This is a genomic window from Caulobacter vibrioides, from assembly GCF_002310375.3.
In the GTDB taxonomy this organism is placed as follows: Bacteria; Pseudomonadota; Alphaproteobacteria; order Caulobacterales; family Caulobacteraceae; genus Caulobacter; species Caulobacter vibrioides_D.
Genome location: NZ_CP023315.3, coordinates 1,912,302 through 1,932,409, shown reverse-complemented (window position 1 = coordinate 1,932,409; position 20,108 = coordinate 1,912,302). Strand labels below are relative to the sequence as shown.

Genomic DNA, 20,108 nt, shown 5'->3' with positions numbered 1-20,108 from the left:
CGGATCCTTAAGTATTGCTCACCTTTCGCTGGCGGGTGGCTTGTCGTCGAGATGGTCATAGAGGATCCGCTCGGCGTCGCCCTTGGGGTCGTCGTACTGACCCGCCTTCATCGTCCAGAAAAAGGCCAGCAAGCCCAGCGCGCCTAGACCGATCGACGCCGGGGCCAGGAAGAGGACGATGTTCATCGGCGGAAACTCCGAAGACGCGGACGGGCCGCGTTGAGCAGCACCACGATCGACGAGCCCGACATCGCCAGGGCCGCCACGAACGGATTGACCAGTCCGAACATTGCCGCCGGCGTGGCGACGAGATTGTAGAGGGCCGAGAAGCCGAAGTTCTCCAGCGCCCGTCGGCGAGACTCCCGGGCGGTCTCGAGCGACTCGACGACCGCCGCCAGTTCCTCACCGGTGAAGACCAGATCGGCGGCGTTCTGGGCCGCGTCCACCGCCGCGCCCGGCGCCATCGAAGCGTACGCCTTGGCGAGCGCGGCGGCGTCGTTGAGACCATCGCCCACCATCAGGACTTTTCGGTCCTGGGCTTTCAGCGCATCGACCGCCGCCGCCTTCTCGACCGGCGTCAGGCCAGCGCGCCAGTCGCTGACGCCGACTTCGCGCGCTACGTCGCGGACCGGGCCTTCGACGTCGCCCGACAGGATTTCAACAGACAGACCCAGCGCACGAAGCTTGGTGATCGTATCCCGAGCGTCGGCTCTTGGACGATCCTCGAAGGCGAAGCGGATCTTCACATCGTTCTCGAAGCCGAACCACAGCTCGGTCTCGCGCACGTCGCCGGCCTCGACGCCGACAAAGCCGGCGCGGCCCAGGCGGGCCCGACGCCCGTCGATCACGCCTTCGACGCCCTGCCCGGCCGTCTCGACGCAGTCCTGCGCCACGGGGCCCACGCCGGCCGTCGCAGCCAGAGCACGCGCCAGAGGATGCCGAGACGCGCGCGCCAACGGCGCCGCCAGCGCCACCAGATGGGCCGGGGCGTCGATCAGCGCCGGACGCCCTTGCGTCAGCACGCCGGTCTTGTCGAAGACGACGTGATCGGCCTCGGCCAGGCGCTCCAGCGCGGCGCCCGACTTGACCAGCACGCCCTTGCGAAACAGCCGGCTGCTCGCCGCGATCTGGACGGCCGGAACCGCCAGGCCCAGCGCACAAGGACAGGTGACGATCAACACCGCTGCGGCGCGAAGCAGCGCCTCGCGGGGACCCAAGCCCAGCGCCCAACCACCTACGAAGGTCAGGGCCGCTGCGGTGTGGACCACCGGGACGTAGAGCGCGGCGGCCTTGTCGGCGAGTCGCACATAGGTCGACCGCGCCTGGGCGCCGGCTTCCATCAGCCGGGCGATGGCGGCGAGCGTGGAGTCCTCGCTACGCGCGCTGGCTCGCATGACCAGGCGACCTGACAGGTTCAAGGCTCCCGCGTGCAGCGGGGCGCCGGCGGCGACCGGCGCCAGCGCCGTCTCACCGGTGATCAGGGCGTTATCGAGTTCGGAGGCGCCCTGCTCGACCAGACCGTCGACCGGGATGCGCTCGCCGGGCGCGACCGCCAGCAGGTCGCCCACGCGGATGTCCGCGACTGGAACGCCTTGTTCGACGCCGTCCGCGATCCGCATCGCGACGGGCGCCTGAAGCGCCAGCAGATCCCGCGCCGCCGAGCGCGCGCCCGCTCGCAGGCGGTGATCCAGGTAGCGGCCGATCAGCAGCAGGAACAGCAGCGTGACCGCTGCATCGAAATAGGCGTGTTTCCCGCCCAGAAGGGTCTCGGAGAAGCTGACGATCAGGGTCAGGATCACCCCGATCGAGATGGGGACGTCCATATTGGCCTTGCCGCGCCGGAGCGAGGCCCAGGCCGAGCGGAAAAACGGGCGGCCGGCGTACAAGGCGCACGGCGTGGCGACGATCGCCGCCATCCAGTACATCAGGGTCAGGGTGGCCGGGGTCAGTTCCTGTCCGAACAGGCCCGCCCAGGCCGGCACGGTGAACATCATCACGTTGCCGGCGCCGAAACCGGCGACGCCGAGCGCAACGGCCAGTTCTTTGCCTTCCTTGTCCTGCGCCGCCTCAGCCTCGGCCGGGTCGAACAGGCAGGCGCGGTAGCCGAGGTCCTCGACGGTTTCGAGCACCCGCCCGGGATCGGAGACCTTGCCGGCCAGCTCGACCGCCAGCTTGCCGGTCGTCAGGTTCAGCCTGGCCGCCTCCACGCCCGGCAGAGCGCGGACCGCTTTCTCGATCTTGCTGATGCAGCCGGCGCAGCGCGCGCCGCGCACGAGTAATTCGAAGCGCCCTCGCCCGGCGTCGTCGCGCCGAACAAAGGCTTCCAGGTCACGATGCAGGGCGAGGCTGTGGCTCATTGGGACACCAGACGCGCTTCCAGTTCGAACGCGTTCTGAGCGTCGCGCGCCGTCGCGCGCAGGTCCCAGGCGCCGTCCAGACGGGCCGTGGCCCGATAGCGACCATCGCCGAGCGGTTTGAAGTCGAGGACTTGCTTGCCGACCTCGGTGGCCGGACGCTCGAGCGCCCCCGTCAGCGAGAGCTGCTCAAGCGGACGACCCGTGCGATCGCGCACCCGGACGATGACCGCGCCACCGCCCTCGGTCTCCACCGCAGCCGACCAACCCAGGGCGGCCTCGCGTTCGCGCTGGGCCAAGGTCTTGTTGAACGCCAGACCCGCTTCATAGGGGTTGGAGGCGACCTGGCCGGAGAAGGTCCGGTAGGCCAGCACCATGAACACCACGTCGACGGCGATGATCAGGGCGAAGAAAGCGACCACGCCGATCAGCACATGCCAGCCGGTGATCTGGCCCTTGCGTGAGGTCGCGGGCGTGACGGATTGCGCGGCGATCGTCATTGCGGGTTCGCAGCTCCAGAGAGGAAGACGGTCTTGGACTCAGTGATGATGTCGCCCGACTTGGCGATGAACCGGGCTGGTACGCTGCCGGCGAGATCAGCGTCGGCCGGCGCGGTGACAAAGACCCGGGCCGAGACCACCTGGTCGGCGGGCACGATCAGGGTCACCCGCTGGGCGGTCTGGCCGGGCTGGCTCAGCCGCGCGCCGGACACCCCGTCGAACGTGACGTCAAAGCGCCGCTCGGCGAAGGTCCGGTTGGTGATCTTCAGCGTGTAGCCGTCGCGCACGGCGCCGTCGTGCATGCGCACGAAGGTCGGATTGCGATCGCGGATGACGTGGAGGTCCGCCTTGGGTCGCGTGATCAAGGACCACAGGGTCAGGCCGCCGACCAGGGCGAGGGCTACGGCGTAATAGACGGTGCGCGAGCGGACGGGCTTGTAGACCGCCTTCTGCCCACAGCTGCGCGCGGCGACCGCCGCGTCCGTGTCATAGGCGATCAGACCGGTCGGCCGGCCCAGCTTGCCAAGAATGTCATCGCACGCGTCGACGCAGAGGCCGCAGTTGATGCACTCCAGCTGAGAACCGTCGCGAATGTCGATGCCCATCGGGCAGACCACCACGCACTGGCGGCAGTCGATGCAGTCGCCGCGACCTTCCCAGCTCTGGCCCTTCTTGTGGGCGCCGCGCGGCTCGCCGCGCTCGCGCAGATAGGTCACCTGCAGCGAATGCTGGTCCAGCATCGCGCCCTGGATCCGGGGCCAGGGACACATGTAGGTACAGACCTGCTCGCGCATCCAGCCAGCGAAGATGTAGGTCGTCGCCGTCAGCAGCGCGCAGGACACATAGGCCGTGGCGGGCGCCTGACCGATCCAGAACGTTCGGATCAGGGTCGGCGCGTCATGAAAGTAGAAAATCCAGGCCCCGCCGGTGCCAAAGGCGATGCCCAGCCAGGTCAGGTGCTTGCCGGTCTTGCGCCAGATCTTGTCGAAAGACAGGGGCGCGGCGTCCAGGCGCATACGGGCGTTACGGTCACCCTCAAAGAGCCGTTCGACAACGATGTAGAGGTCAGTCCAGACGGTCTGCGGACAGGCATAACCGCACCACAGGCGACCAAACAGCGCCGTCGTGAGAAACAGCGCCAGCGCCGCGGCGATCAGTACGCCGGTGAAAACGTAGACTTCCTGCGGCCACAGCTGGATGTCGAAGAAATAGAAGCGCCGGCCGGTGAAATCGACCAGCGCCGCCTGCTGCGGGAAGCCTTCCGGCCGCCCCCAGCGGATCCAGGGCGTGATGTAGTAGACGCTCAAGGTGGCGATCAGCAGCGCCCACTTCACCATCCGCCACTTGCCGTGGACAAGCTTGGGATAGATCGGCTGGCGCGGCTTGTAGAGGCCGCCCTTGGCGTCGCCCTTGCCCTTGGCCCGCTCGGCGGCGGAGACCGCCGAGCGGGTGTCGGGTTTAGGCGCAGTGTTGTCGATGAGCGTGGGCATGGGCCCTACTGACCGCCCGCGTTGCTGTGGATGTAGACGCTGAGCGCCTTGATGGTTTCAGGGCTCAGGCGTCCGCTCCAGGCGGGCATAACCCCGCCGTTGCCGGCATAGATCTGGCCGCGAATAGACGCCCGATCGGAACCAAACAGCCAGTCGGCGTCGGTCAGGTTCGGCGCACCCAGTTGCTGATTGCCCTGGCCTTGCGGGCCGTGGCAGGCCGAGCATTGCGCTTCGAACAGGGGCGCAGCGCGCGCCACCGCTCCAGCGTCGGCGGGGCGACGCGACAGGTTCACCACATACTCGGTCAGATCGTCGATCTGCTTGGGCTGAAGCATCTCATCACGGCCATAGGCCGGCATTTGCGAGACCCGCGCGCCTTCAGCGCCCGAACGGATCCCGTGGGTGATCGTGTACTGGATGTCCTCCAGCTTTCCGCCCCACAGCCAGACGTCGTCACGCAGGTTGGCGTAACCCTTGGAGCCCGTGCCGCCGATGCCATGGCAGGTGGCGCAGTTGTCGCCGAACACCGACTGACCGACTTGCTGAGCATAGGCTTGAAGCTTCGGATCCTTCTCGATCTGCTCCAGGCTGGCGGTGCGCAGCATGGCCGCGCCCTCACCCCGGTGCGCTTCGAGCGCCTTCAGCTCCTGGCCGACCTCAGCCCGGTCGGATTTGTTCAGCAAGCCCTTGGTGTAGCCGTTCAGCCCCGGCCAGGCAGGCATCAGCACCCAGTAGCCGATCGAGAAGGCGATGCACGCGTACCAGATCCACAGCCACCAGCGGGGCAGCGGATTATCCAGTTCGCGAATGCCGTCCCATTCGTGGCCAGTGGTTTCGACGCCCGTGGCGTCATCGATCTTGCGGTCGGCCATCAGGGTTGCTCCCCGTCGTCCAGCGGCATGCGCGCGGCGTGTTGGAATTCGGCCTTCTTGGAGGGCCGGAGGGCGTAAGCGACGCCCGCGAGGAAGATCAGGCCGAAATAGATCAGCCCGACCTGCTGCGCGAAGCGCGCCACGGTTTCATAGGAGAGCCCGCTCATCGTTGGTTCTCCGGCGCGTGGGCCTTGTAGGTCTTGAAGTCGACGGTGGTGCCGAGCATCTGGAGATAGGCCACCAGGGCGTCCATCTCGCTGACCTTGTTCGGGTCGCCGTCGAAGTCACGGTTGACGACCTTGGCGTCGTACCGACCGCGTAGCGCCACGGCGTCGGTCGAGAACGGATCAGCCTGCGCCTCGAGATCCTTCTTGGCGTTGGTGATCTGATCGGCCGTGTAAGGCACGCCGACCGTCTTCTGGGCCTTCATGCGATCGGCGATGTCGCTGTAGTCCAGGTCGTTGGCGGCCAGGAACTTGTAGGGCGGCATCACCGACTCCGGCACGACCGAGCGCGGATCGATCAGGTGGTCGCGGTGCCAGCTGTCGGAGTACTTGCCGCCGACGCGGGCGAGGTCAGGACCGGTGCGCTTGGACCCCCACTGGAACGGGTGGTCGTACATGCTCTCGGCCGCCAGGCTGTAGTGGCCGTAACGCTCGACCTCGTCACGCAGCGGGCGGACCATCTGCGAGTGGCAGAGGTAGCAGCCCTCGCGGACATAGATGTCGCGGCCGGCCAGCTCCAGGGGCGTGTAGGTTCGCACGCCCTGGACCTTTTCAATCGTACCCTGCAGCCAGAACAGCGGGGCGATCTCGACGAGGCCGCCAATCGAGACGACCAGGAGGATGCCGACGACGAGCAGCAGCGAATGCCGCTCGAACTTGGCGTGGTGCTTCCAGATGGACATCAGGGACCTCAGGCGATCGCGGTGGCGGGAGCAGCCGAAGCGTCGGCCGGCGCGGCGGAGGGCGAAGCGATCGTCTTCCACATGTTGACGATCATGATCAGGGCGCCGCTCAGGTACATGAGACCGCCGATCGTCCGGATGACGTTCTCGATGTGCTTGGCCGAGACCGTCTCAATGAAGCTGTAGGCCAGGAAGCCCTGCGGGGTGTATTCCCGCCACATCAGGCCTTCCATGACGCCCGACACCCACATCGCGGCGATGTAGAGCAGGATGCCCGTGGTCGCGATCCAGAAGTGCCACTCGATCAGCTTGTTCGAATACATGCCGGGCTTCTTCCACAGCCAGGGAACCAGGCAGTAGATCGCGCCGAAGCTGATGAAGCCGACCCAGCCCAGAGCGCCGGAGTGCACGTGGCCGATGGTCCAGTCGGTGTAGTGGCTCAGCGCGTTGACCGCGCGGATCGACATCACCGGACCTTCGAAGGTCGACATGCCGTAGAAGGCGATCGAGACGACCATCATGCGGACCACCGGATCGGTGCGCAGCTTGTCCCACGCGCCCGACAGGGTCATCAGGCCGTTGATCATGCCGCCCCAGCTGGGCATCCACAGCATGATTGAGAAGGTCATGCCCAGGGTCTGCGCCCACTGCGGCAGCGCGGTGTAGTGGAGGTGGTGCGGACCAGCCCAGATGTAGATGAAGATCAGCGCCCAGAAGTGCACGATCGACAGACGGTAGCTGTAGACCGGGCGCTCAACGCGCTTGGGCACGAAGTAGTACATCATGGCCAGGAAGCCGGCGGTCAGGAAGAAGCCGACGGCGTTGTGGCCGTACCACCACTGGACCAGGGCGTCCTGCACGCCGGCGAACACGCCGTAGGACTTGTGGTTCAGCAGGCCGACCGGAACGGCGGCGTTGTTGACGATGTGCAGCAGCGCGACCGTGACGATGAACGCCAGGTAGAACCAGTTGGCCACATAGATGTGGGGCTCCTTGCGCTTCCAGATCGTGCCCAGGAACACCAGCAGATAGGCGACCCAGACGATCGTCAGCCACAGGTCGGTGTACCACTCGGGCTCAGCGTATTCCTTGCCCGAGGTCGCGCCCATCAGATAGCCGGTCGCGGCCAGCACGATGAACAGCTGATAGCCCCAGAACACGAACCACGGCGTGATGCCGCCGGCCAGACGCGCCTTGCAGGTGCGTTGAACGACATAGAAGGACGTCGCGATCAGGGCGTTGCCGCCGAACGCGAAGATCACCGCCGAGGTGTGCAGCGGCCGCAGACGGCCAAAGTTCAGAAAGCCCAGCTCCGGGAAATAGAACACCGTGGGCCAGGACAGCTGGGCGGCGATGATCACGCCCACCAGGAGGCCCGCCGCGCCCCAGAACATGGTGGCGATCACGCCCGCCTTGACCACGTTGTCTGAATACTGATCGGGATGATCCTGCAGCGTCCCGCCCGCCAAGCCGGCGTTCAGGGCGAAGGCGGCGATGACGCCGGCCAGCGCGAAGGTTCCGATCTGAAGACGGAACATCGGATCATGGGTGAGGCCAGCCCCGAGGATCGCCAGAAAGGCGCCGACGACGGAGATGGCGAGAAGCGCTGCTGAGCCCGCTGGCGGACCGGCGCTTCTGGTGGTGATTGCGTGCATACAGACTCCCTGGGGCGAACCTCGCCCCTGGATGTCACGCTCCGACTCCGCCGGCTTTGACACGCATCAAAGCCCCCCGGTCCATTGCGGGCCATGGTGCGCCCACGTCATGGGAGATTGATCGCGTGCCCCACCTTGAGGTCCTGGTCCGAAACAGCGCCCCCCTTTTCGGCGCGCTGGCGTTGGTCAGTTGGGCGGTCGCCCTCGGCGAGGCCGCGCCGCGCCTTTTGACGGGACCGCTGTGCACGTCCAGCCAGGATGCTTGGGCGTTTGCGGGCCATTGCCCCGCCTGCTACGTGGCCGCCGGCTTGACCATCGCGGCCATTGTTCTGGTCATAGGGCGTCGCCGCGACCCCGCGACAGTCCGCGTCCACGGGGCTTAGGCGAACGGCGGCAGGCTACATTTGTCGCGGCCAAGGCGCCGATAGTCGTGCCTGGTTAGCGCTCACGCACAGCGACAGATCACACCCTCACGGCGTGGCAAGCGCTTCAGGCGACCCGCCGCGCGCGGCTCTCCAAACGTCCCGCGATCTTGAACAGGCCGATGCGGTCGCTGAGATCCTGGGCTTCCGAACGCAGCGCATGCGCGGCCGCCGTGGTCTCTTCCACCATGGCGGCGTTCTGCTGCACCACACGGTCCATCTCGCCCACCGTGGTGTTGACCTCGCACAGGCTTTGGGCCTGGTCGTTGGCCGAGCGGGCGATCGCATTGACCTGACTGTCGATCTCGGCGACCCGCGCGACGATCCTCTGCAGCGCCTCGCGCGTCCGCGCCACGCGTTCCACGCCCGCCGAGACCTGCGCCGTCGAAGCGCAGATCAAGGACTTGATCTCGCTGGCCGCGCCGGCTGAACGCTGCGCAAGCGCCCGGACTTCCTGGGCGACGACGGCGAAGCCCCTGCCCGACTCGCCCGCGCGCGCGGCTTCAACACCGGCGTTCAGCGCCAGAAGGTTGGTCTGGAACGCGATCTCGTCGATCACGCCGATGATCCGACTGATCTGGCCGGACGAGGTTTCGATCTGGGTCATGGCGTCGACCGCCTCGGTGACAACCGGGTCGGAGCGCTCAGCCTCCTGGCGCGCGCCTTCCGCCGCAGCGTTGGCCTGTCGCGCGTTCTCGGCGGTCTCGTTGACCGCGACCGTCACCTGTCCCAGCGCCGTGGCGGTCTGCACTAGGCTTGCGGCCTGCTGTTCCGTCCGTCGCGCCAGCTCGTCCGAGGCCCGGCTCATATCATTGACGCCCGCGCTCATGGTCGAGGCGCGCGTGGTCACATCGCCCATCGCGGCCTCCAGGCGCTCCAGCGCCTGGTTGAAGTTGGCGCGAAGCCCCTCGTAGCGCTCCGCGAAATTCTGGTTCAGCCGCCAGGTCAGGTCGCCATCGGCCAGCTTGGTGATCGCGGCGTCGAGTTCAGCGACGACCAAGTTCTGCTCGGCCTCCATGGCCGCCTTGAGCGCTGCGCGCTCGGCGACGGACTGCTCGCGCGCATTACGCTCAGCCACCACCGCCTCACGCGCCTCTTCGGCCTGCTCGGCCGCCTGCTCGGCGTTACGGGTACGGGCTGAAACCGTCGAGAACAGCCGCGACACCCCGGCCGTCATCCAGATCAGCGACCACGCGGTGGCGGCTGTCACACCGATCGCAAAGGCCGTCGCCATCAGGCCGCCGCTTCCGCCCAGCGCTTGAGGCGCAATCAGTTCCGCCGCGCCATGACATGAAGCGACAGCAACCGCGCCCGCTGCGATGATCCGCCACTCACCATAGGCGACCAGCAAGGCGAGCGCCGCCAGAAAGGCCATGCGCGCTTCGCCCTGCAGGGGGCTGCCGTTGAAGGCGAGCACGAACAGCCCGACCTGTCCGACGAGGACCAGAGCAGAGACCAAACGCTGACCAAAGTGGTCCGCCGCAAGGCGGTAGGCGGCGAACGCCACAAGGGCCAGAAGGGTCGCCGCGCCGGCCAGCTTGGCGACCGGATTGCCCGCCACGAGACTGCCGATCGGCGTCAAAACCACCATCGCCGCATTACAGGCCAAGACCAGCTTTCCGCCGGTACGCCTCTGGGCCTCAATACTGTCGAACGCGATCATGGCCGCCCCTCAAAACCTGAGACAGGTATTCAATCTAGGGATTAACCGTCGGTGACTTCCGTGCGACCGCGCACAGTTTGCCGCATACGCACAACTACCTAGCTTCCGCGCGATTCCCGTGACGGTCGCTTTGCCCACGCCCGCCTGTCGAACCTTAACGGCTGGACTTGACCGCAGGCGTCAGACTGCTGTCCTCTGTGAGTCCTCTTTCGAAATGGAGCATCCTTGATGCGTATCGCGACCGGCTTCGTCCTCGCCGCTCTCCTGGCCACGCCGGCCTTGGCCCAGAACGCCTCGCCGCCGCCTGCGGCGGCCGCCGCAAAGGCCTTTTCCGCTGACACTCCGCTAGCGTCGGTGGTCGCCGATCCCGCCGCCAAGGCGGCTCTGGACAAGACCCTGCCCACGCTCGCAAAGCATCCCGCCTTCGAGCAATTCAAGTCGATGAGCCTGCGAGAGTTGCAGGCCTACGCCGAAGGCCAAATCACCAACGAGATGGTCGCCAAGGTCGACGCCGATCTCAAGGCGCTGTCGGCCAAGCCCTAAGCTCGGCGAGAGCCCGTCTTCGGACGGGCTCTCCGGCGCCCCAAGCCGCAAGCGTCGCAAAACGAACTTGGGAGCGTGACATCCACCCATCATGTGTCTAGGCTCTGACCCGATGACCCTCGCCACCTGCCAACAGCATTTTTGGTATTTTAGCTATCCGACGCCTCTGGCGCCGGGAGGGGATCGTTTGGCCTGAGATCAGCGCCATCGAATGTCTTCACCAGCCGCCAGGGGTCTCCCGGGCGGCTTTTTTGATGGCCGCCGGACCTCCAGGTTTCCGGAGTCGCGCCAATGCCTTCCACGTCCACCGCCCAACTCGTCACCCTGCCCGTCCCGACCGACGATCTGCGTATCGAGAAGCTCCAGACCCTGAACCCGCCCGCCCAGGTTATCGGCGAAGCGCCGGCCACCTCGTCGGTGGCCGAGATCGTCGGCGGAGCGCGCCAGGCGGTTCATCAGATCCTGCAAGGCCAGGATGATCGCCTCGTCGTCGTGATCGGCCCCTGCTCCATTCACGACCCCAAGGCGGCGATCGATTACGCCCGCCGCCTGGCGGCCGAACGCGAGCGCCATTCTGGCGAGCTGGAGGTGATCATGCGCGTCTATTTCGAAAAGCCGCGCACGACCGTGGGCTGGAAGGGCCTGATCAACGACCCTGGCCTGGACGGCGGCTTCCGTATCAATGACGGCCTGCGCCTGGCGCGACGCGTTCTGCTGGACGTCAGCGCGCAGGGCCTGCCGGCCGCCTGCGAGTTCCTGGACGTCACCACGCCGCAGTACATCGCCGACCTCGTGGCCTGGGGCGCGATCGGGGCCCGCACCACCGAGAGCCAGATCCACCGCGAACTGGCGTCAGGCCTCTCGTGTCCGGTCGGCTTCAAGAACGGCACCAACGGCGATGTGAAGATCGCCGTCGACGCCGTGACCGCCGCAAGCCAGCCCCACCACTTCCTGGCGGTCACCAAGGAAGGGCGCGCGGCGATCGCCACCACGACCGGCAATGGCGACTGTCACCTGGTGCTGCGTGGCGGCAAGACCCCGAACTACGACACCGCCAGCGTCGCCGCCGCCGCCGAGGTCCTGACCAAGGCCGGGTTGCCGGCCCGCATCATGGTCGATGTCAGTCACGCCAACAGCGGCAAGAACCACGAGAACCAGCCCGCCGTGATCGCCGACGTCTGCGCGCAAGTTGCGACCGGCGCGTCGCCGATCATGGGCGTGATGATCGAGAGCAATCTCGTGGCGGGTCGGCAGGATATCGTGCCCGGTCAGTCCCTGACCTATGGCCAGTCGGTCACCGACGCCTGCGTCGACTGGGACACCTCGGTCCGGCTCCTGGATGCCTTGGCGGACGCCGTGCGCGCGGGCCGTCAGGCGCGTAACGTCTAACTCTTCAAGGCGCCCCTGAGGTGGGAACACTTCGGGGGCGCTCCCTGGCCCTCGGCGGGCGCGGCGGGCCTGAAACCTTCCGCGCCACCTCCAAGCGCCCTTCAAACATGCGTTTGGCGCGCTAGAGTGCGCAGGAGCAAAGAAGAACCACGCGGGAGGCTCGCTCCATGGCCCATTGCGGCGACTATCAGAACGAGATCTATGGCGCCGGCCTGCAGGGCGTTCGTCCCAAATGGCCCGTCGACTTCAAGACCTTGGAGGCGCGGGCGAGCGCCGCCATGTCGCCCGATCTGCTCAGCTATGTGCAGGGCGGCTGTGGCGACGAATTCACCCAGCGCCGCAACGCCGAGGCCTTCCACGACTGGGGCGTCGTGCCGCGAATGCTGGTCGATGCGTCCAAGCGCGACCTGTCGATCGAGCTCTTTGGCCTCAAGCTGCCCACCCCGCTGTTCATGAGCCCCATCGGGGTGATCGGCATGTGCGCTCAGGACGGACACGGGGACATCGCCACCGCGGTGGCCGCCCAGCGCACGGGGGTTCCCGTCATGGCCTCCACCCTTGCCAATGATCCGATCGAGGCGGTCGGCGCGGCGCTCGGCGACGGAACTGGCTTTTTTCAGCTCTACACGCCCAAAGACCGCGAACTCGCCGAAAGCCTGATCCGACGCGCCGAGACCGCCGGCTTCAAGGCGCTTGTGGTGACCCTGGATACCTGGGTGACGGGCTGGCGGCCGCGCGATCTCAACGACGCAAACTTCCCCCAGCTGCGGGGCCATGTCCTGCAGAACTACTTCACCGACCCGCGCTTCCTCGCCCTTCTGGGCCGCCCGGTAGCCAAGGACCCGGCCACAGCCATCCGCACCTGGGGCGGCCTCTTCGGCAAGACCCTGACCTGGGAAGATCTGCCCTGGCTGAGATCGGTCACCAAACTGCCGATCGTCCTGAAGGGCATCTGCCACCCCGACGATGCGCGCCGCGCGGTGGATCTGGGGATGGACGGCGTCTTCTGTTCCAACCACGGCGGACGCCAAGCCAACGGGGGGATCGCCGCGATCGATCTGCTGGAAGACGTGGTCGCCGCCAGCGGCGAGACGCCCGTATTGTTCGACTCCGGGGTCCGATCGGGTTCGGACGCCGCCAAGGCGCTGGCGATGGGCGCCCGCGCGGTCGGGATTGGTCGCCCTTACGCCTATGGCCTCGCCGCAGGCGGCGTGGACGGCGTTGTCCACGTCCTGAAGTGCATCCTCGCCGAACTTGACCTGCTCATGGCCGTGGACGGCTTTCCGACGATCGCCGCGCTTCGCGAGGCGGGTGTTCGGCCGGTTCGTAAAGCTGGCGCCTCCTAGGCGGCGGCTGACCCGGCCTACTTGGTGACGATGAAGACCGGATTGGCGTAGAACCACAGGTCAGACCACGGGTCCTCGCCCAGCGGATCTGGCTGCGGTTCGCCTTCTGCGCCGTTCGTCCCGCGGACGCGGATGTAGGTCGGGCCGCGAACGTTCTTGAGCACATGGACCATCGACAGCGTCTCGCCTTCGCGCGCCCAGGAAGACGGCGTGAAGGCGCGCACGACGCGCGTGGTCGGGTTGGCGTCCAGCGCGCGATCGCTTGCGGGGCCCACGATGTCGCCCTGGATCAGGTCGATGCGGGCGACGCTGGGCGAAAAGCCGCCAAAGTTCTTGCCGGCGGGATCGCGCACGCGGATCACGACCGTGACATCCGAGCCGGCCGGGACCTCCAGACGACCGCCGATATCGGCCTTGGCGCCGGCGGCGCTCGCGGTCACCTCGACCTCCGAGACCAGATCGCCCAGCGTCACGAAGATGCGACCGTTACGCAGGCCATCCAGCACGTCGTCATAGGTGTGGGCGGCCTTCACATAGGTCTTGGAATACTCGCCAGGCCAGAAGTCATCGCCGCCGTCCGTGTAGTGGCGGTGTGAGTCCGAGGTCGAGGTGACCCACCAGCGGCGCCCCTCGCCCAGCATGGCGTCCCAGAAACCGCCCAGCTTGGCGGTCATCTGGTCGAAGCCCCCCATGGTCGGAGCGCGCGAATAGCCGCCCCGGTCGCCCTGCGGCTTCAGGGAGCCGTCGGGCTTCAGGCTCGACGCCTGGTGACCCGGCGCACCCTCCATGCCGACGGCGACATCTGGCGCGGTGTCGTTCCAGTTCCGAAGCTCGGATGGAGAGACCAGCCCATATCGGCCAACGCCGGTGGCCGACCTGGACGGGTGATTGGCGATCACCACGGGAGGCTTTTCCAAAGCCTTCATGTGACGCAGGGCGTCGAGCATGAAGGACTCTTGATCGCGCGACGCATCGGCAGGCCAAGGCTCGCGCCGGTTATAGCGGCTTTCGATCCCGAACAACGCATCACGCTCTGCGGCCGAGCGCGGCAGGATCAAGCTGGAATGCTCCGCCCCGGGCGTGTCCAGTTCCATGCCCCAGAATTGCAGGACGGCCGGCGTCTCGACGCGCGCACGCAGCAGTTCGGGATAGGCCTCGTCGCGATTCAGTTTCGAGTGGTTCGGGCCGCCGTGATCGGTGGCGACCATCCAGGCCAGGCCGTGCTTGGCGGCCATGCGGGCGTTGACGGTGATCGGATTAACCGCGTCGCCCGCCTTGACCAGGATCGGCGGCTGCGACGGATCGGCGCTGGGCTTCAACGAGACGCTGAACCAGCTGTGGACATGGTGGTCGCCAGCCAGCCAGCGGCGCTCAGAGGCCTTGACCGGCCGCGACGCGCGTTGGGCTGGGGCCACAGGCTCCACAGAGTGCCCAGGATGGGCGAAGGCCGTGGTCCCCGCCGCATCCGTCAAAAGGGTCATCACGACCGCGGCGCATAGGAGGCCTTGGCGCGTCTTCGAAGAGATCATGGACATGGTGACGTCCTAGCCTGCGGTTGTGACAGTTTCACCGCGTTTGCGGACGCTGGCCCGTGCGGCGACGCACGGGCCAGTCTGAACCAACAAGGGCTGGGAAGCAGGCTAGAACTTGGCCCGCAGACCAAAGCTGAGCGTGCGGCCATAGTTCGTATATCCGCCAAACCAGCCGCCCTTGATGAACTGCCACTGCGCGGCGCTCGTCAGGTTCTGCCCCTCGATCGCCGCCGTGATCTGCGGCGTGATCTTGTAGCTGACGCTGGCGTCCAGCGAGCCGAACGCCTTGTCGTTCAGCGCCGACAGACCTGCCCCGCCGACGTCCTGCAGAACATCGTCGACCCAGCTGTAGCTGGCGCGCGCGGCGAAGCGCTCCTTCTCGTAGAAGGCCGTCACGTTGAAGCTGTTCTTGGCGACATTGACCATCTCGTCCTTCAAGGTCGGCGAGTAGGTCGCTTCGGTGTCGGTGTAGGTATAGTTGGCTAGGAAGCCCAGACCGTCGAACGGGGCCGGCAGCTGCTTGAACAGATGCTGGTAGGCCAGTTCCAGCCCCTTGATCTTCGCGTTGCCGCCATTGGTCGGTGACGTCAGCACATAGGTCTGGCCATCGACGACGATGTTGGTCTTCTGGCTGTAAACGAAGGTGGTGATGTCCTTGTAGAAGACACCGCCGATCAGCGCACTGCCGGGGGCGAAATACCACTCCAAGGTCGCGTCGTACTGCCAGGCGTCAAACGGCTTGAGCAGCGGATTGCCGCCTACCGCCGTCAGCTGGGTCCCCGAATTCAGGGTCAGACGCGGCGCCAGATCCGCCAGCGACGGCCGGGTAATCACCTTGGCCGCGGCCACGCGGGCCTGCAGATTGCCGGTCAACTCCAGGGCGAAATTGGCGGTCGGCAGCACGTCGGTATAGGTCTTCTCGAAACGGACGGGCAGCGCGGCCGTGCCGTTGTCGGCGTGGCCGGACGAGATCTGTTTGGTTTGCGCCACCCGCACGCCGACCTGACCGCGCAGCGCCGCGCCGAACAGGCTGGTGTCGATGTCGCCGAGGGCGTAGCCCGCTGCGATCTTCTCGGACACGCTGTACGAGTTACGCTGGTCCGCCCGAGCCGTGCCCTTCTGGTTCGGGTCGCGCAAAGGCCAGAAGGCGGCCGGATCCGGCATGGCCCAGGTCGAAGGCACGCCGCCGTCGACCCCGCCCAGGAAGTCGCTCACGGGGAACGGGTCAAAGTAGTCCGCGCCGAAAAACTTGCCGGTCAGGTTGGTCGTGTAGTTGATATCGGCGCGGTTATAGGACCGCGAACGCTCGCGGAACTTGACGCCGAACTGAACACGGTTGACCGCTCCCAAGCTGACCGGCCGCTCCGCGTCGAATTGCAGCGCGGTCTCGTCGTCCGTGGCGTCATTGACCCGCCATTCGATGCGGCGAAACGGCAGCAGCGACGGATTGTTCAGGTCTGCGGTCACCAGCTTGACGTCGGGCAGAGAGTCGCCGGCCTTGGGCAGATTGAACTTCGTCTGGCCCAGCGGGCCCTGCAGGCGGGTGCGGGTGATCGGCTTGGACGTCTCCGAATAGGCCCGGGCGTAGGCCAGGTCGGCGGTGATCGTCCACTCTTCCAGACTTTGGCGGATCTTGCCGGCGATCATCATGTTGTCGTGCGCCAGGTCGCTAACTTCACGCCCGATCTGGCTGTTGGTGTTCGCCACGCCCCCGGTCATGACGCCATCGTTGATCACAGCCGAGCCCGCCACCAGGGTCGAGAGGTCCGGGTCGACCGAATAGGTCAGCTCGTCATAGTGGTCGTCGAGCTTGGTGTAGCTGGCGTCAAGCGTGATCTCGGTCGCTTCGCTGGGGCGGTACTGCGCTGACAGGACCAGGCCGTGGCGCTCGCGGTCCTCGCGCTCCAAGGTCGGGCGGATGTTGGTCGCATAGAGGTTCACGCCTTGCGCGATCAGGTTTTTGCCCAAGGTCGTGCTGGCGTTCGGATAGCTCCAGCCCACGCCGGTGATACGGTCTTGGCGCAAGGTGCGCTGATCATAGACGGCGGCCGCCAGGACGCCGAAGGTGCCCGCTGCGTTGGTCCAACTGGCGAGGGCGGAGAGGCGCGGATCGGTCGTATCAGCCAGCTCGGGCCGGCTGGCGGTGGCCGACAGGGCCAGGGTGGTGCGACCCAGGTCCAGCGGCCGGGAGGTCTTGATGTCGACGACGCCGCCGATCGCGCCCTCGTCCAGCGAGGCCAGCGGCGTCTTTCCCACCTCGACGCCGGCCACGAGTTCCGACGGCAAGGTGTCGAAGCGGAACTGGCGCCCGCTCTGACCGCTGTCGCGCATGTTCTCGTTCACCGCGGCGCTGCGGCCGTTCAGCGTGACGATCTGAAAGTTGGGCCCAAGGCCACGGACCCGGACGAACAGGCCCTCGCCCCGATCGCGGGTGATCGCCACGCCCGGCACGCGCTGCAAGGCCTCGGCGATATTGTTGGACGGGAACTTGCCGATGTCCTCGGCCGAGATGGCGTCCACCACATTGGCGGCTTTGCGCTTGTCGTTCAGGGCGCGAGCAAGGGAGTTGGCGAAGCCGCCGGTGACGACCAGCTCCTCAATCGTGGTCGCTTCGTCCGTTTGCGCCGGGACGGCCTCGGCGCGAGCGACCGGCGTCGCAACCGATGTCGGCGCCTTGGAGACCTTCTGGGCGACCGGGCGCAGGATCGCAGCGCCACCGTTGCGGACGAAGGTCAGGCCGGTGCCCCGCAGCAGCTGGGTCAAGCCGCGCTCGGGGTCGAACTGGCCGCGCACGCCTTCGGTTTGCTTGCCGTTCAGCAAGGCAGGATCGGCCAGGACCTGCAGGCCCGTGGCCCGCGAGAAGCTCGGCAGTGCCGAAGCCAGGTCACCGGCCGGAATGGCCAGAGTGGGCTGCTCGGCCGGCGCCGCCAACAGGGCGGCTGCGGAGGCTGAGCCAAACCAGGTCCAAGTCTTCGAAATCATGTCGTCATCCCCGACTTTGCGCGGCGCTCAACGCCGGCTTCGGCGGTGGAGACGCTGGGGAGCAGCGTTTCCGGACAGAGATTTTTGTGAAGTTTCGACGACGTCCTAACGGGAGAGCACCAGACCCGAGGGCGTTTCCCGCACCGCGAAGCCGTGCACCAAGGCCAGATTGCGAACCAAGGCCTGCGGCTCGTCGAGACGGAAGCGGCCTGCGACGCGTTGGCGGCCCAAAGCCGGATCAGCGATCGTGATCGGCGTCGGCGAGGCGCGGTTCAGGCGTTCGACGAGGCGAGCCATCGTCACCCCGTCCGTCTCAAGCCAGCCAGAACGCCAATCGTCCGCATGGAGGTCGAAGGCCCGCACAGCCGACAGCCGCCCTTCCTTGGCGAAGGCGCGCTGGCCCATCGTCAGATCGGCGGTGGGATGGATCAGGCCCGAGGGCGCCAGGCGGACACGCCCGCGCCGCACCGAAAGCTCCAGGCGTCCATCTGCCCGCTCCAGGTCAAAGGCGGTGCCCAGAACGCGCGCCGACCCTTCCGGCGCCTTGACGGTGAAGGGCCGCGCGGTGTCGTGGGCGACATCGAAGAAGGCTTCGCCGCGCACCAGTTCGATCTGTCGCCGTTGGGTTCCCAGCCGCACCTCCAGGCGGGTGGCGCCGTCCAGCGTCACAGAGGTGCCGTCAGGCAGTGTGGCGACGCGATGTTGACCAGGTGCGGTCTGCAGCACGATCGGCTTGACGGTCATCAACTGGGCCTGCGGCCAGATCGCAAGCACCGCCAGGCCACAGGCGACAAGCCCTGCCGCCAGCGGGACCAGGGGCCGGGTGCGCCGGGCCGAGGCGCGGCGCTGTTCGCTGATCCGCATGGCTTCGGCCAAGGCCGGATCCTGGCTCGCGCCCCAGAGCTGGTCGAAGGCCTGAGCGTGCGACGGTTCCGCCGACCTCCAGGTCTCGAAGTCGGCGTCGATGCGATCTTCAGCGTCCAAGCGCCGGGCGGCCCAAAGTGCGGCCTGCTTGCGAGCGCGGCTCATCGGCGGCCCTCGCCTGCTCGCCGCTCGGCCTTGGCGATCTCGCGATGCAGTTGCTCAAGAGCCCGCGCTACGTGCTTTTCCACCGCAGCCTCGCTCAGACGCAAATCCTCGGCGATCTGACGGGGCGTGTGCCCATGTAGCCTGCGACGGATGAAAACATCCCGACGGAGAGGCGGCATGGCGTCCAGCGCCTTGCCGAAGACCTCCACTTTCTGACGATGCATCAGAATCTGCTCCGGCGCGGGGGCTTGGCACGGGATATCGTCGTGCAGCGCCTGGGCAGGACGCCGGCTGGCGCGACGAAAGTGATCTCGCACCAGGTTCAAGGCGATCCGATACCCGAGGGCGGCGCGATCAACGATCGTCCGCGCCTGCTCATAGGCCAGAAGGCGCTCGAACGTCTCCTGAACCAGGTCCTCGGCGGTCGCCGGATCGCGCGTCCGGCGGACGATGAACTGATAGAGGTCGCGCCGCTGCGCGCGCAGGCTGGCCAGATCGCTCATCGAAGCGCTTGAAGAGCGGGACTTGAGAACCGGCGCGACATGTCACGGCGGCTAGCACGACATAATGACACTATCGCATGCCAGCGCCTCGTCTCTGTTCCCAAACCAAGCCCGATGACACACGACGATCATTGCGACCGGCGCGCCGCTCGCCTTCGCCGTCGATCAGCCCGCTGGCGGGTAAACCCCGGACCGTGCGCACGAAGCGCCGGCCTGAAATCCCCCGCGACGGCGGCTCGCCGAGGGCTTAAACAGCCACCTCGTTCGAAAGGCCCGACCATGTCCCTCCACATCGCCCTGCTGCGCGGCGTCAACGCCGCCGGCGGTCGTCTGATCACCGCCGATGAGCTGACCAGCCTGCTGACCGATCTTGGCCACACCGAAGTCCGCATGGGCCCCAAGGTCGGCGACCTGGTGTTCGAGAGCGGCGAGCGCACCGGCGCGGAGCTTCAGACCCAGATCGAAACCGAGCTGATGGCGCGCCTGGGTCTACGCACCGATGTCTATGTCCGCACCGCCGAGGCCTGGCGGGCCTTGGTTGCGGCCAACCCGTTCCCGGACTTCGCGGCGACCGATCCGGGCTGGCTGATGACTCTGTTCTGCAAGGACACCCCCGACAAGAAGGCCATGGGCGCCCTGCGCGCGGCGATCCGCGGGACCGAGCAAGCACGGGCCGAAAGCCGCCAGATCTATGCGATCTATCCCGACGGCGTCGGCGGCTCGAAACTGACCACCAGCCTGGTCGAGAAGACTCTTGGCACACGGATCACGGGGCGTACGTGGACGGCGGTGCTGGCCCTGGCCGAGATGCTTGAGCCGAACTAGTCCCCACCGTCTTTCTTGTCGCCATCGTCCCGCCCCCTCTTCAACCGCGCTGGTTTCGGTGAACGGCGAGACGGCTCTGACCGTCCGCTTGAGGGC

Annotated in this window: 19 protein-coding genes; 6 read left to right on the top strand and 13 right to left on the bottom strand. The window is 66.9% G+C overall.

All coding sequences use genetic code 11. The features are described 5' to 3' along the window. Positions 1-18: 18 nt before the first annotated feature. The 8 genes from ccoS to ccoN are packed head-to-tail and all read right to left on the bottom strand — an operon-like array spanning position 19 to position 7,778. Positions 19-186: a cbb3-type cytochrome oxidase assembly protein CcoS gene (gene ccoS / locus CA606_RS09185; RefSeq protein ID WP_010919284.1), complete on the bottom strand. Its 168-nt coding sequence runs from the start codon at positions 184-186 to the stop codon at positions 19-21. After that, on the bottom strand, positions 183-2,357 hold the full coding sequence (locus CA606_RS09180; RefSeq protein ID WP_096051409.1) for a heavy metal translocating P-type ATPase: 2,175 nt from the start codon (positions 2,355-2,357) through the stop codon (positions 183-185). The genes ccoS and CA606_RS09180 overlap by 4 nt, the downstream gene beginning before the upstream one ends. Continuing rightward, positions 2,354-2,854, bottom strand: coding sequence for a FixH family protein (locus CA606_RS09175; protein WP_096051410.1), 501 nt, complete (start codon positions 2,852-2,854; stop codon positions 2,354-2,356). The genes CA606_RS09180 and CA606_RS09175 overlap by 4 nt, the downstream gene beginning before the upstream one ends. Beyond that, a complete protein-coding gene (ccoG, locus tag CA606_RS09170) occupies positions 2,851-4,344 on the bottom strand; it encodes a cytochrome c oxidase accessory protein CcoG (protein WP_096051411.1) in 1,494 nt (497 codons plus the stop codon). The genes CA606_RS09175 and ccoG overlap by 4 nt, the downstream gene beginning before the upstream one ends. 5 nt (positions 4,345-4,349) lie before the next feature. Further along, positions 4,350-5,216 carry a cytochrome-c oxidase, cbb3-type subunit III gene (gene ccoP, locus CA606_RS09165; protein WP_096051412.1) on the bottom strand — a complete coding sequence of 289 codons (867 nt, stop codon included), beginning with the start codon at positions 5,214-5,216 and terminating at the stop codon, positions 4,350-4,352. Further along, on the bottom strand, positions 5,216-5,383 hold the full coding sequence (locus CA606_RS09160) for a cbb3-type cytochrome c oxidase subunit 3 (RefSeq protein ID WP_096051413.1): 168 nt from the start codon (positions 5,381-5,383) through the stop codon (positions 5,216-5,218). The genes ccoP and CA606_RS09160 overlap by 1 nt, the downstream gene beginning before the upstream one ends. After that, positions 5,380-6,123: a cytochrome-c oxidase, cbb3-type subunit II gene (ccoO, locus tag CA606_RS09155; protein WP_096053819.1), complete on the bottom strand. Its 744-nt coding sequence runs from the start codon at positions 6,121-6,123 to the stop codon at positions 5,380-5,382. Before ccoO ends, CA606_RS09160 begins: the two co-directional genes overlap by 4 nt. A gap of 8 nt (positions 6,124-6,131) precedes the next feature. After that, positions 6,132-7,778, bottom strand: coding sequence for a cytochrome-c oxidase, cbb3-type subunit I (gene ccoN, locus CA606_RS09150; RefSeq protein WP_096051414.1), 1,647 nt, complete (start codon positions 7,776-7,778; stop codon positions 6,132-6,134). A 125-nt stretch (positions 7,779-7,903) separates the two neighbouring features. Between ccoN and CA606_RS09145 the strand changes: the two genes are divergently transcribed. Next, the gene (locus CA606_RS09145; protein WP_096051415.1) at positions 7,904-8,161 is read left to right on the top strand and encodes a hypothetical protein; all 258 of its coding nucleotides are present in this window, start codon (positions 7,904-7,906) and stop codon (positions 8,159-8,161) included. Positions 8,162-8,267: 106 nt separating this feature from the next. Here the strand turns inward: CA606_RS09145 and CA606_RS09140 are convergent, their stop codons facing one another. Then, complete coding sequence (locus CA606_RS09140) at positions 8,268-9,863, bottom strand: methyl-accepting chemotaxis protein (RefSeq protein ID WP_096051416.1); 1,596 nt, start codon at positions 9,861-9,863, stop codon at positions 8,268-8,270. 225 nt (positions 9,864-10,088) lie between these two features. On the opposite strand from CA606_RS09140, the gene CA606_RS09135 reads away from it, so the two are divergent. From CA606_RS09135 to CA606_RS09120, 4 genes are all read left to right on the top strand, one after another. After that, positions 10,089-10,406: a hypothetical protein gene (locus tag CA606_RS09135; protein ID WP_096051417.1), complete on the top strand. Its 318-nt coding sequence runs from the start codon at positions 10,089-10,091 to the stop codon at positions 10,404-10,406. A gap of 112 nt (positions 10,407-10,518) precedes the next feature. After that, positions 10,519-10,602, top strand: coding sequence for a hypothetical protein (locus CA606_RS09130; RefSeq protein WP_181242895.1), 84 nt, complete (start codon positions 10,519-10,521; stop codon positions 10,600-10,602). Between the two features lie 95 nt (positions 10,603-10,697). After that, positions 10,698-11,795: a 3-deoxy-7-phosphoheptulonate synthase gene (locus tag CA606_RS09125; protein WP_096051418.1), complete on the top strand. Its 1,098-nt coding sequence runs from the start codon at positions 10,698-10,700 to the stop codon at positions 11,793-11,795. Between the two features lie 167 nt (positions 11,796-11,962). Further along, positions 11,963-13,141, top strand: coding sequence for a lactate 2-monooxygenase (locus CA606_RS09120; RefSeq protein ID WP_096051419.1), 1,179 nt, complete (start codon positions 11,963-11,965; stop codon positions 13,139-13,141). Between the two features lie 17 nt (positions 13,142-13,158). On the opposite strand, the gene CA606_RS09115 is transcribed toward CA606_RS09120, so the two are convergent. The 4 genes from CA606_RS09115 to CA606_RS09100 all read right to left on the bottom strand — a co-directional run bounded on the left by CA606_RS09115 (position 13,159) and on the right by CA606_RS09100 (position 19,187). Then, the gene (locus CA606_RS09115) at positions 13,159-14,676 is read right to left on the bottom strand and encodes a phosphoesterase (protein WP_096051420.1); all 1,518 of its coding nucleotides are present in this window, start codon (positions 14,674-14,676) and stop codon (positions 13,159-13,161) included. Between the two features lie 105 nt (positions 14,677-14,781). Continuing rightward, complete coding sequence (locus tag CA606_RS09110; protein WP_096051421.1) at positions 14,782-17,655, bottom strand: TonB-dependent receptor; 2,874 nt, start codon at positions 17,653-17,655, stop codon at positions 14,782-14,784. A gap of 105 nt (positions 17,656-17,760) precedes the next feature. Then, a complete protein-coding gene (locus CA606_RS09105) occupies positions 17,761-18,684 on the bottom strand; it encodes a FecR family protein (RefSeq protein WP_096051422.1) in 924 nt (307 codons plus the stop codon). Continuing rightward, the gene (locus CA606_RS09100) at positions 18,681-19,187 is read right to left on the bottom strand and encodes an RNA polymerase sigma factor (protein ID WP_096051423.1); all 507 of its coding nucleotides are present in this window, start codon (positions 19,185-19,187) and stop codon (positions 18,681-18,683) included. The genes CA606_RS09105 and CA606_RS09100 overlap by 4 nt, the downstream gene beginning before the upstream one ends. A 279-nt stretch (positions 19,188-19,466) precedes the next feature. Between CA606_RS09100 and CA606_RS09095 the strand changes: the two genes are divergently transcribed. Next, positions 19,467-20,012 carry a DUF1697 domain-containing protein gene (locus tag CA606_RS09095; protein ID WP_096051424.1) on the top strand — a complete coding sequence of 182 codons (546 nt, stop codon included), beginning with the start codon at positions 19,467-19,469 and terminating at the stop codon, positions 20,010-20,012. The last annotated feature ends 96 nt before the right edge of the window (positions 20,013-20,108 follow it).

Bases quoted from the DNA above. Each gene is read 5' to 3' on its own strand.
- ccoN (WP_096051414.1), bottom strand. From the start codon at position 7,778: ATGCACGCAATCACCACCAGAAGCGCCGGTCCGCCAGCGGGCTCAGCA.
- CA606_RS09160 (WP_096051413.1), bottom strand. From the start codon at position 5,383: ATGAGCGGGCTCTCCTATGAAACCGTGGCGCGCTTCGCGCAGCAGGTC.
- CA606_RS09105 (WP_096051422.1), bottom strand. From the start codon at position 18,684: ATGAGCCGCGCTCGCAAGCAGGCCGCACTTTGGGCCGCCCGGCGCTTG.
- CA606_RS09110 (WP_096051421.1), bottom strand. From the start codon at position 17,655: ATGATTTCGAAGACTTGGACCTGGTTTGGCTCAGCCTCCGCAGCCGCC.
- ccoS (WP_010919284.1), bottom strand. From the start codon at position 186: ATGAACATCGTCCTCTTCCTGGCCCCGGCGTCGATCGGTCTAGGCGCG.
- ccoO (WP_096053819.1), bottom strand. From the start codon at position 6,123: ATGTCCATCTGGAAGCACCACGCCAAGTTCGAGCGGCATTCGCTGCTG.
- CA606_RS09125 (WP_096051418.1), top strand. From the start codon at position 10,698: ATGCCTTCCACGTCCACCGCCCAACTCGTCACCCTGCCCGTCCCGACC.
- CA606_RS09175 (WP_096051410.1), bottom strand. From the start codon at position 2,854: ATGACGATCGCCGCGCAATCCGTCACGCCCGCGACCTCACGCAAGGGC.
- CA606_RS09130 (WP_181242895.1), top strand. From the start codon at position 10,519: ATGACCCTCGCCACCTGCCAACAGCATTTTTGGTATTTTAGCTATCCG.
- CA606_RS09140 (WP_096051416.1), bottom strand. From the start codon at position 9,863: ATGATCGCGTTCGACAGTATTGAGGCCCAGAGGCGTACCGGCGGAAAG.
- CA606_RS09115 (WP_096051420.1), bottom strand. From the start codon at position 14,676: ATGTCCATGATCTCTTCGAAGACGCGCCAAGGCCTCCTATGCGCCGCG.
- CA606_RS09120 (WP_096051419.1), top strand. From the start codon at position 11,963: ATGGCCCATTGCGGCGACTATCAGAACGAGATCTATGGCGCCGGCCTG.
- ccoP (WP_096051412.1), bottom strand. From the start codon at position 5,216: ATGGCCGACCGCAAGATCGATGACGCCACGGGCGTCGAAACCACTGGC.
- CA606_RS09100 (WP_096051423.1), bottom strand. From the start codon at position 19,187: ATGAGCGATCTGGCCAGCCTGCGCGCGCAGCGGCGCGACCTCTATCAG.
- CA606_RS09095 (WP_096051424.1), top strand. From the start codon at position 19,467: ATGTCCCTCCACATCGCCCTGCTGCGCGGCGTCAACGCCGCCGGCGGT.
- ccoG (WP_096051411.1), bottom strand. From the start codon at position 4,344: ATGCCCACGCTCATCGACAACACTGCGCCTAAACCCGACACCCGCTCG.
- CA606_RS09180 (WP_096051409.1), bottom strand. From the start codon at position 2,357: ATGAGCCACAGCCTCGCCCTGCATCGTGACCTGGAAGCCTTTGTTCGG.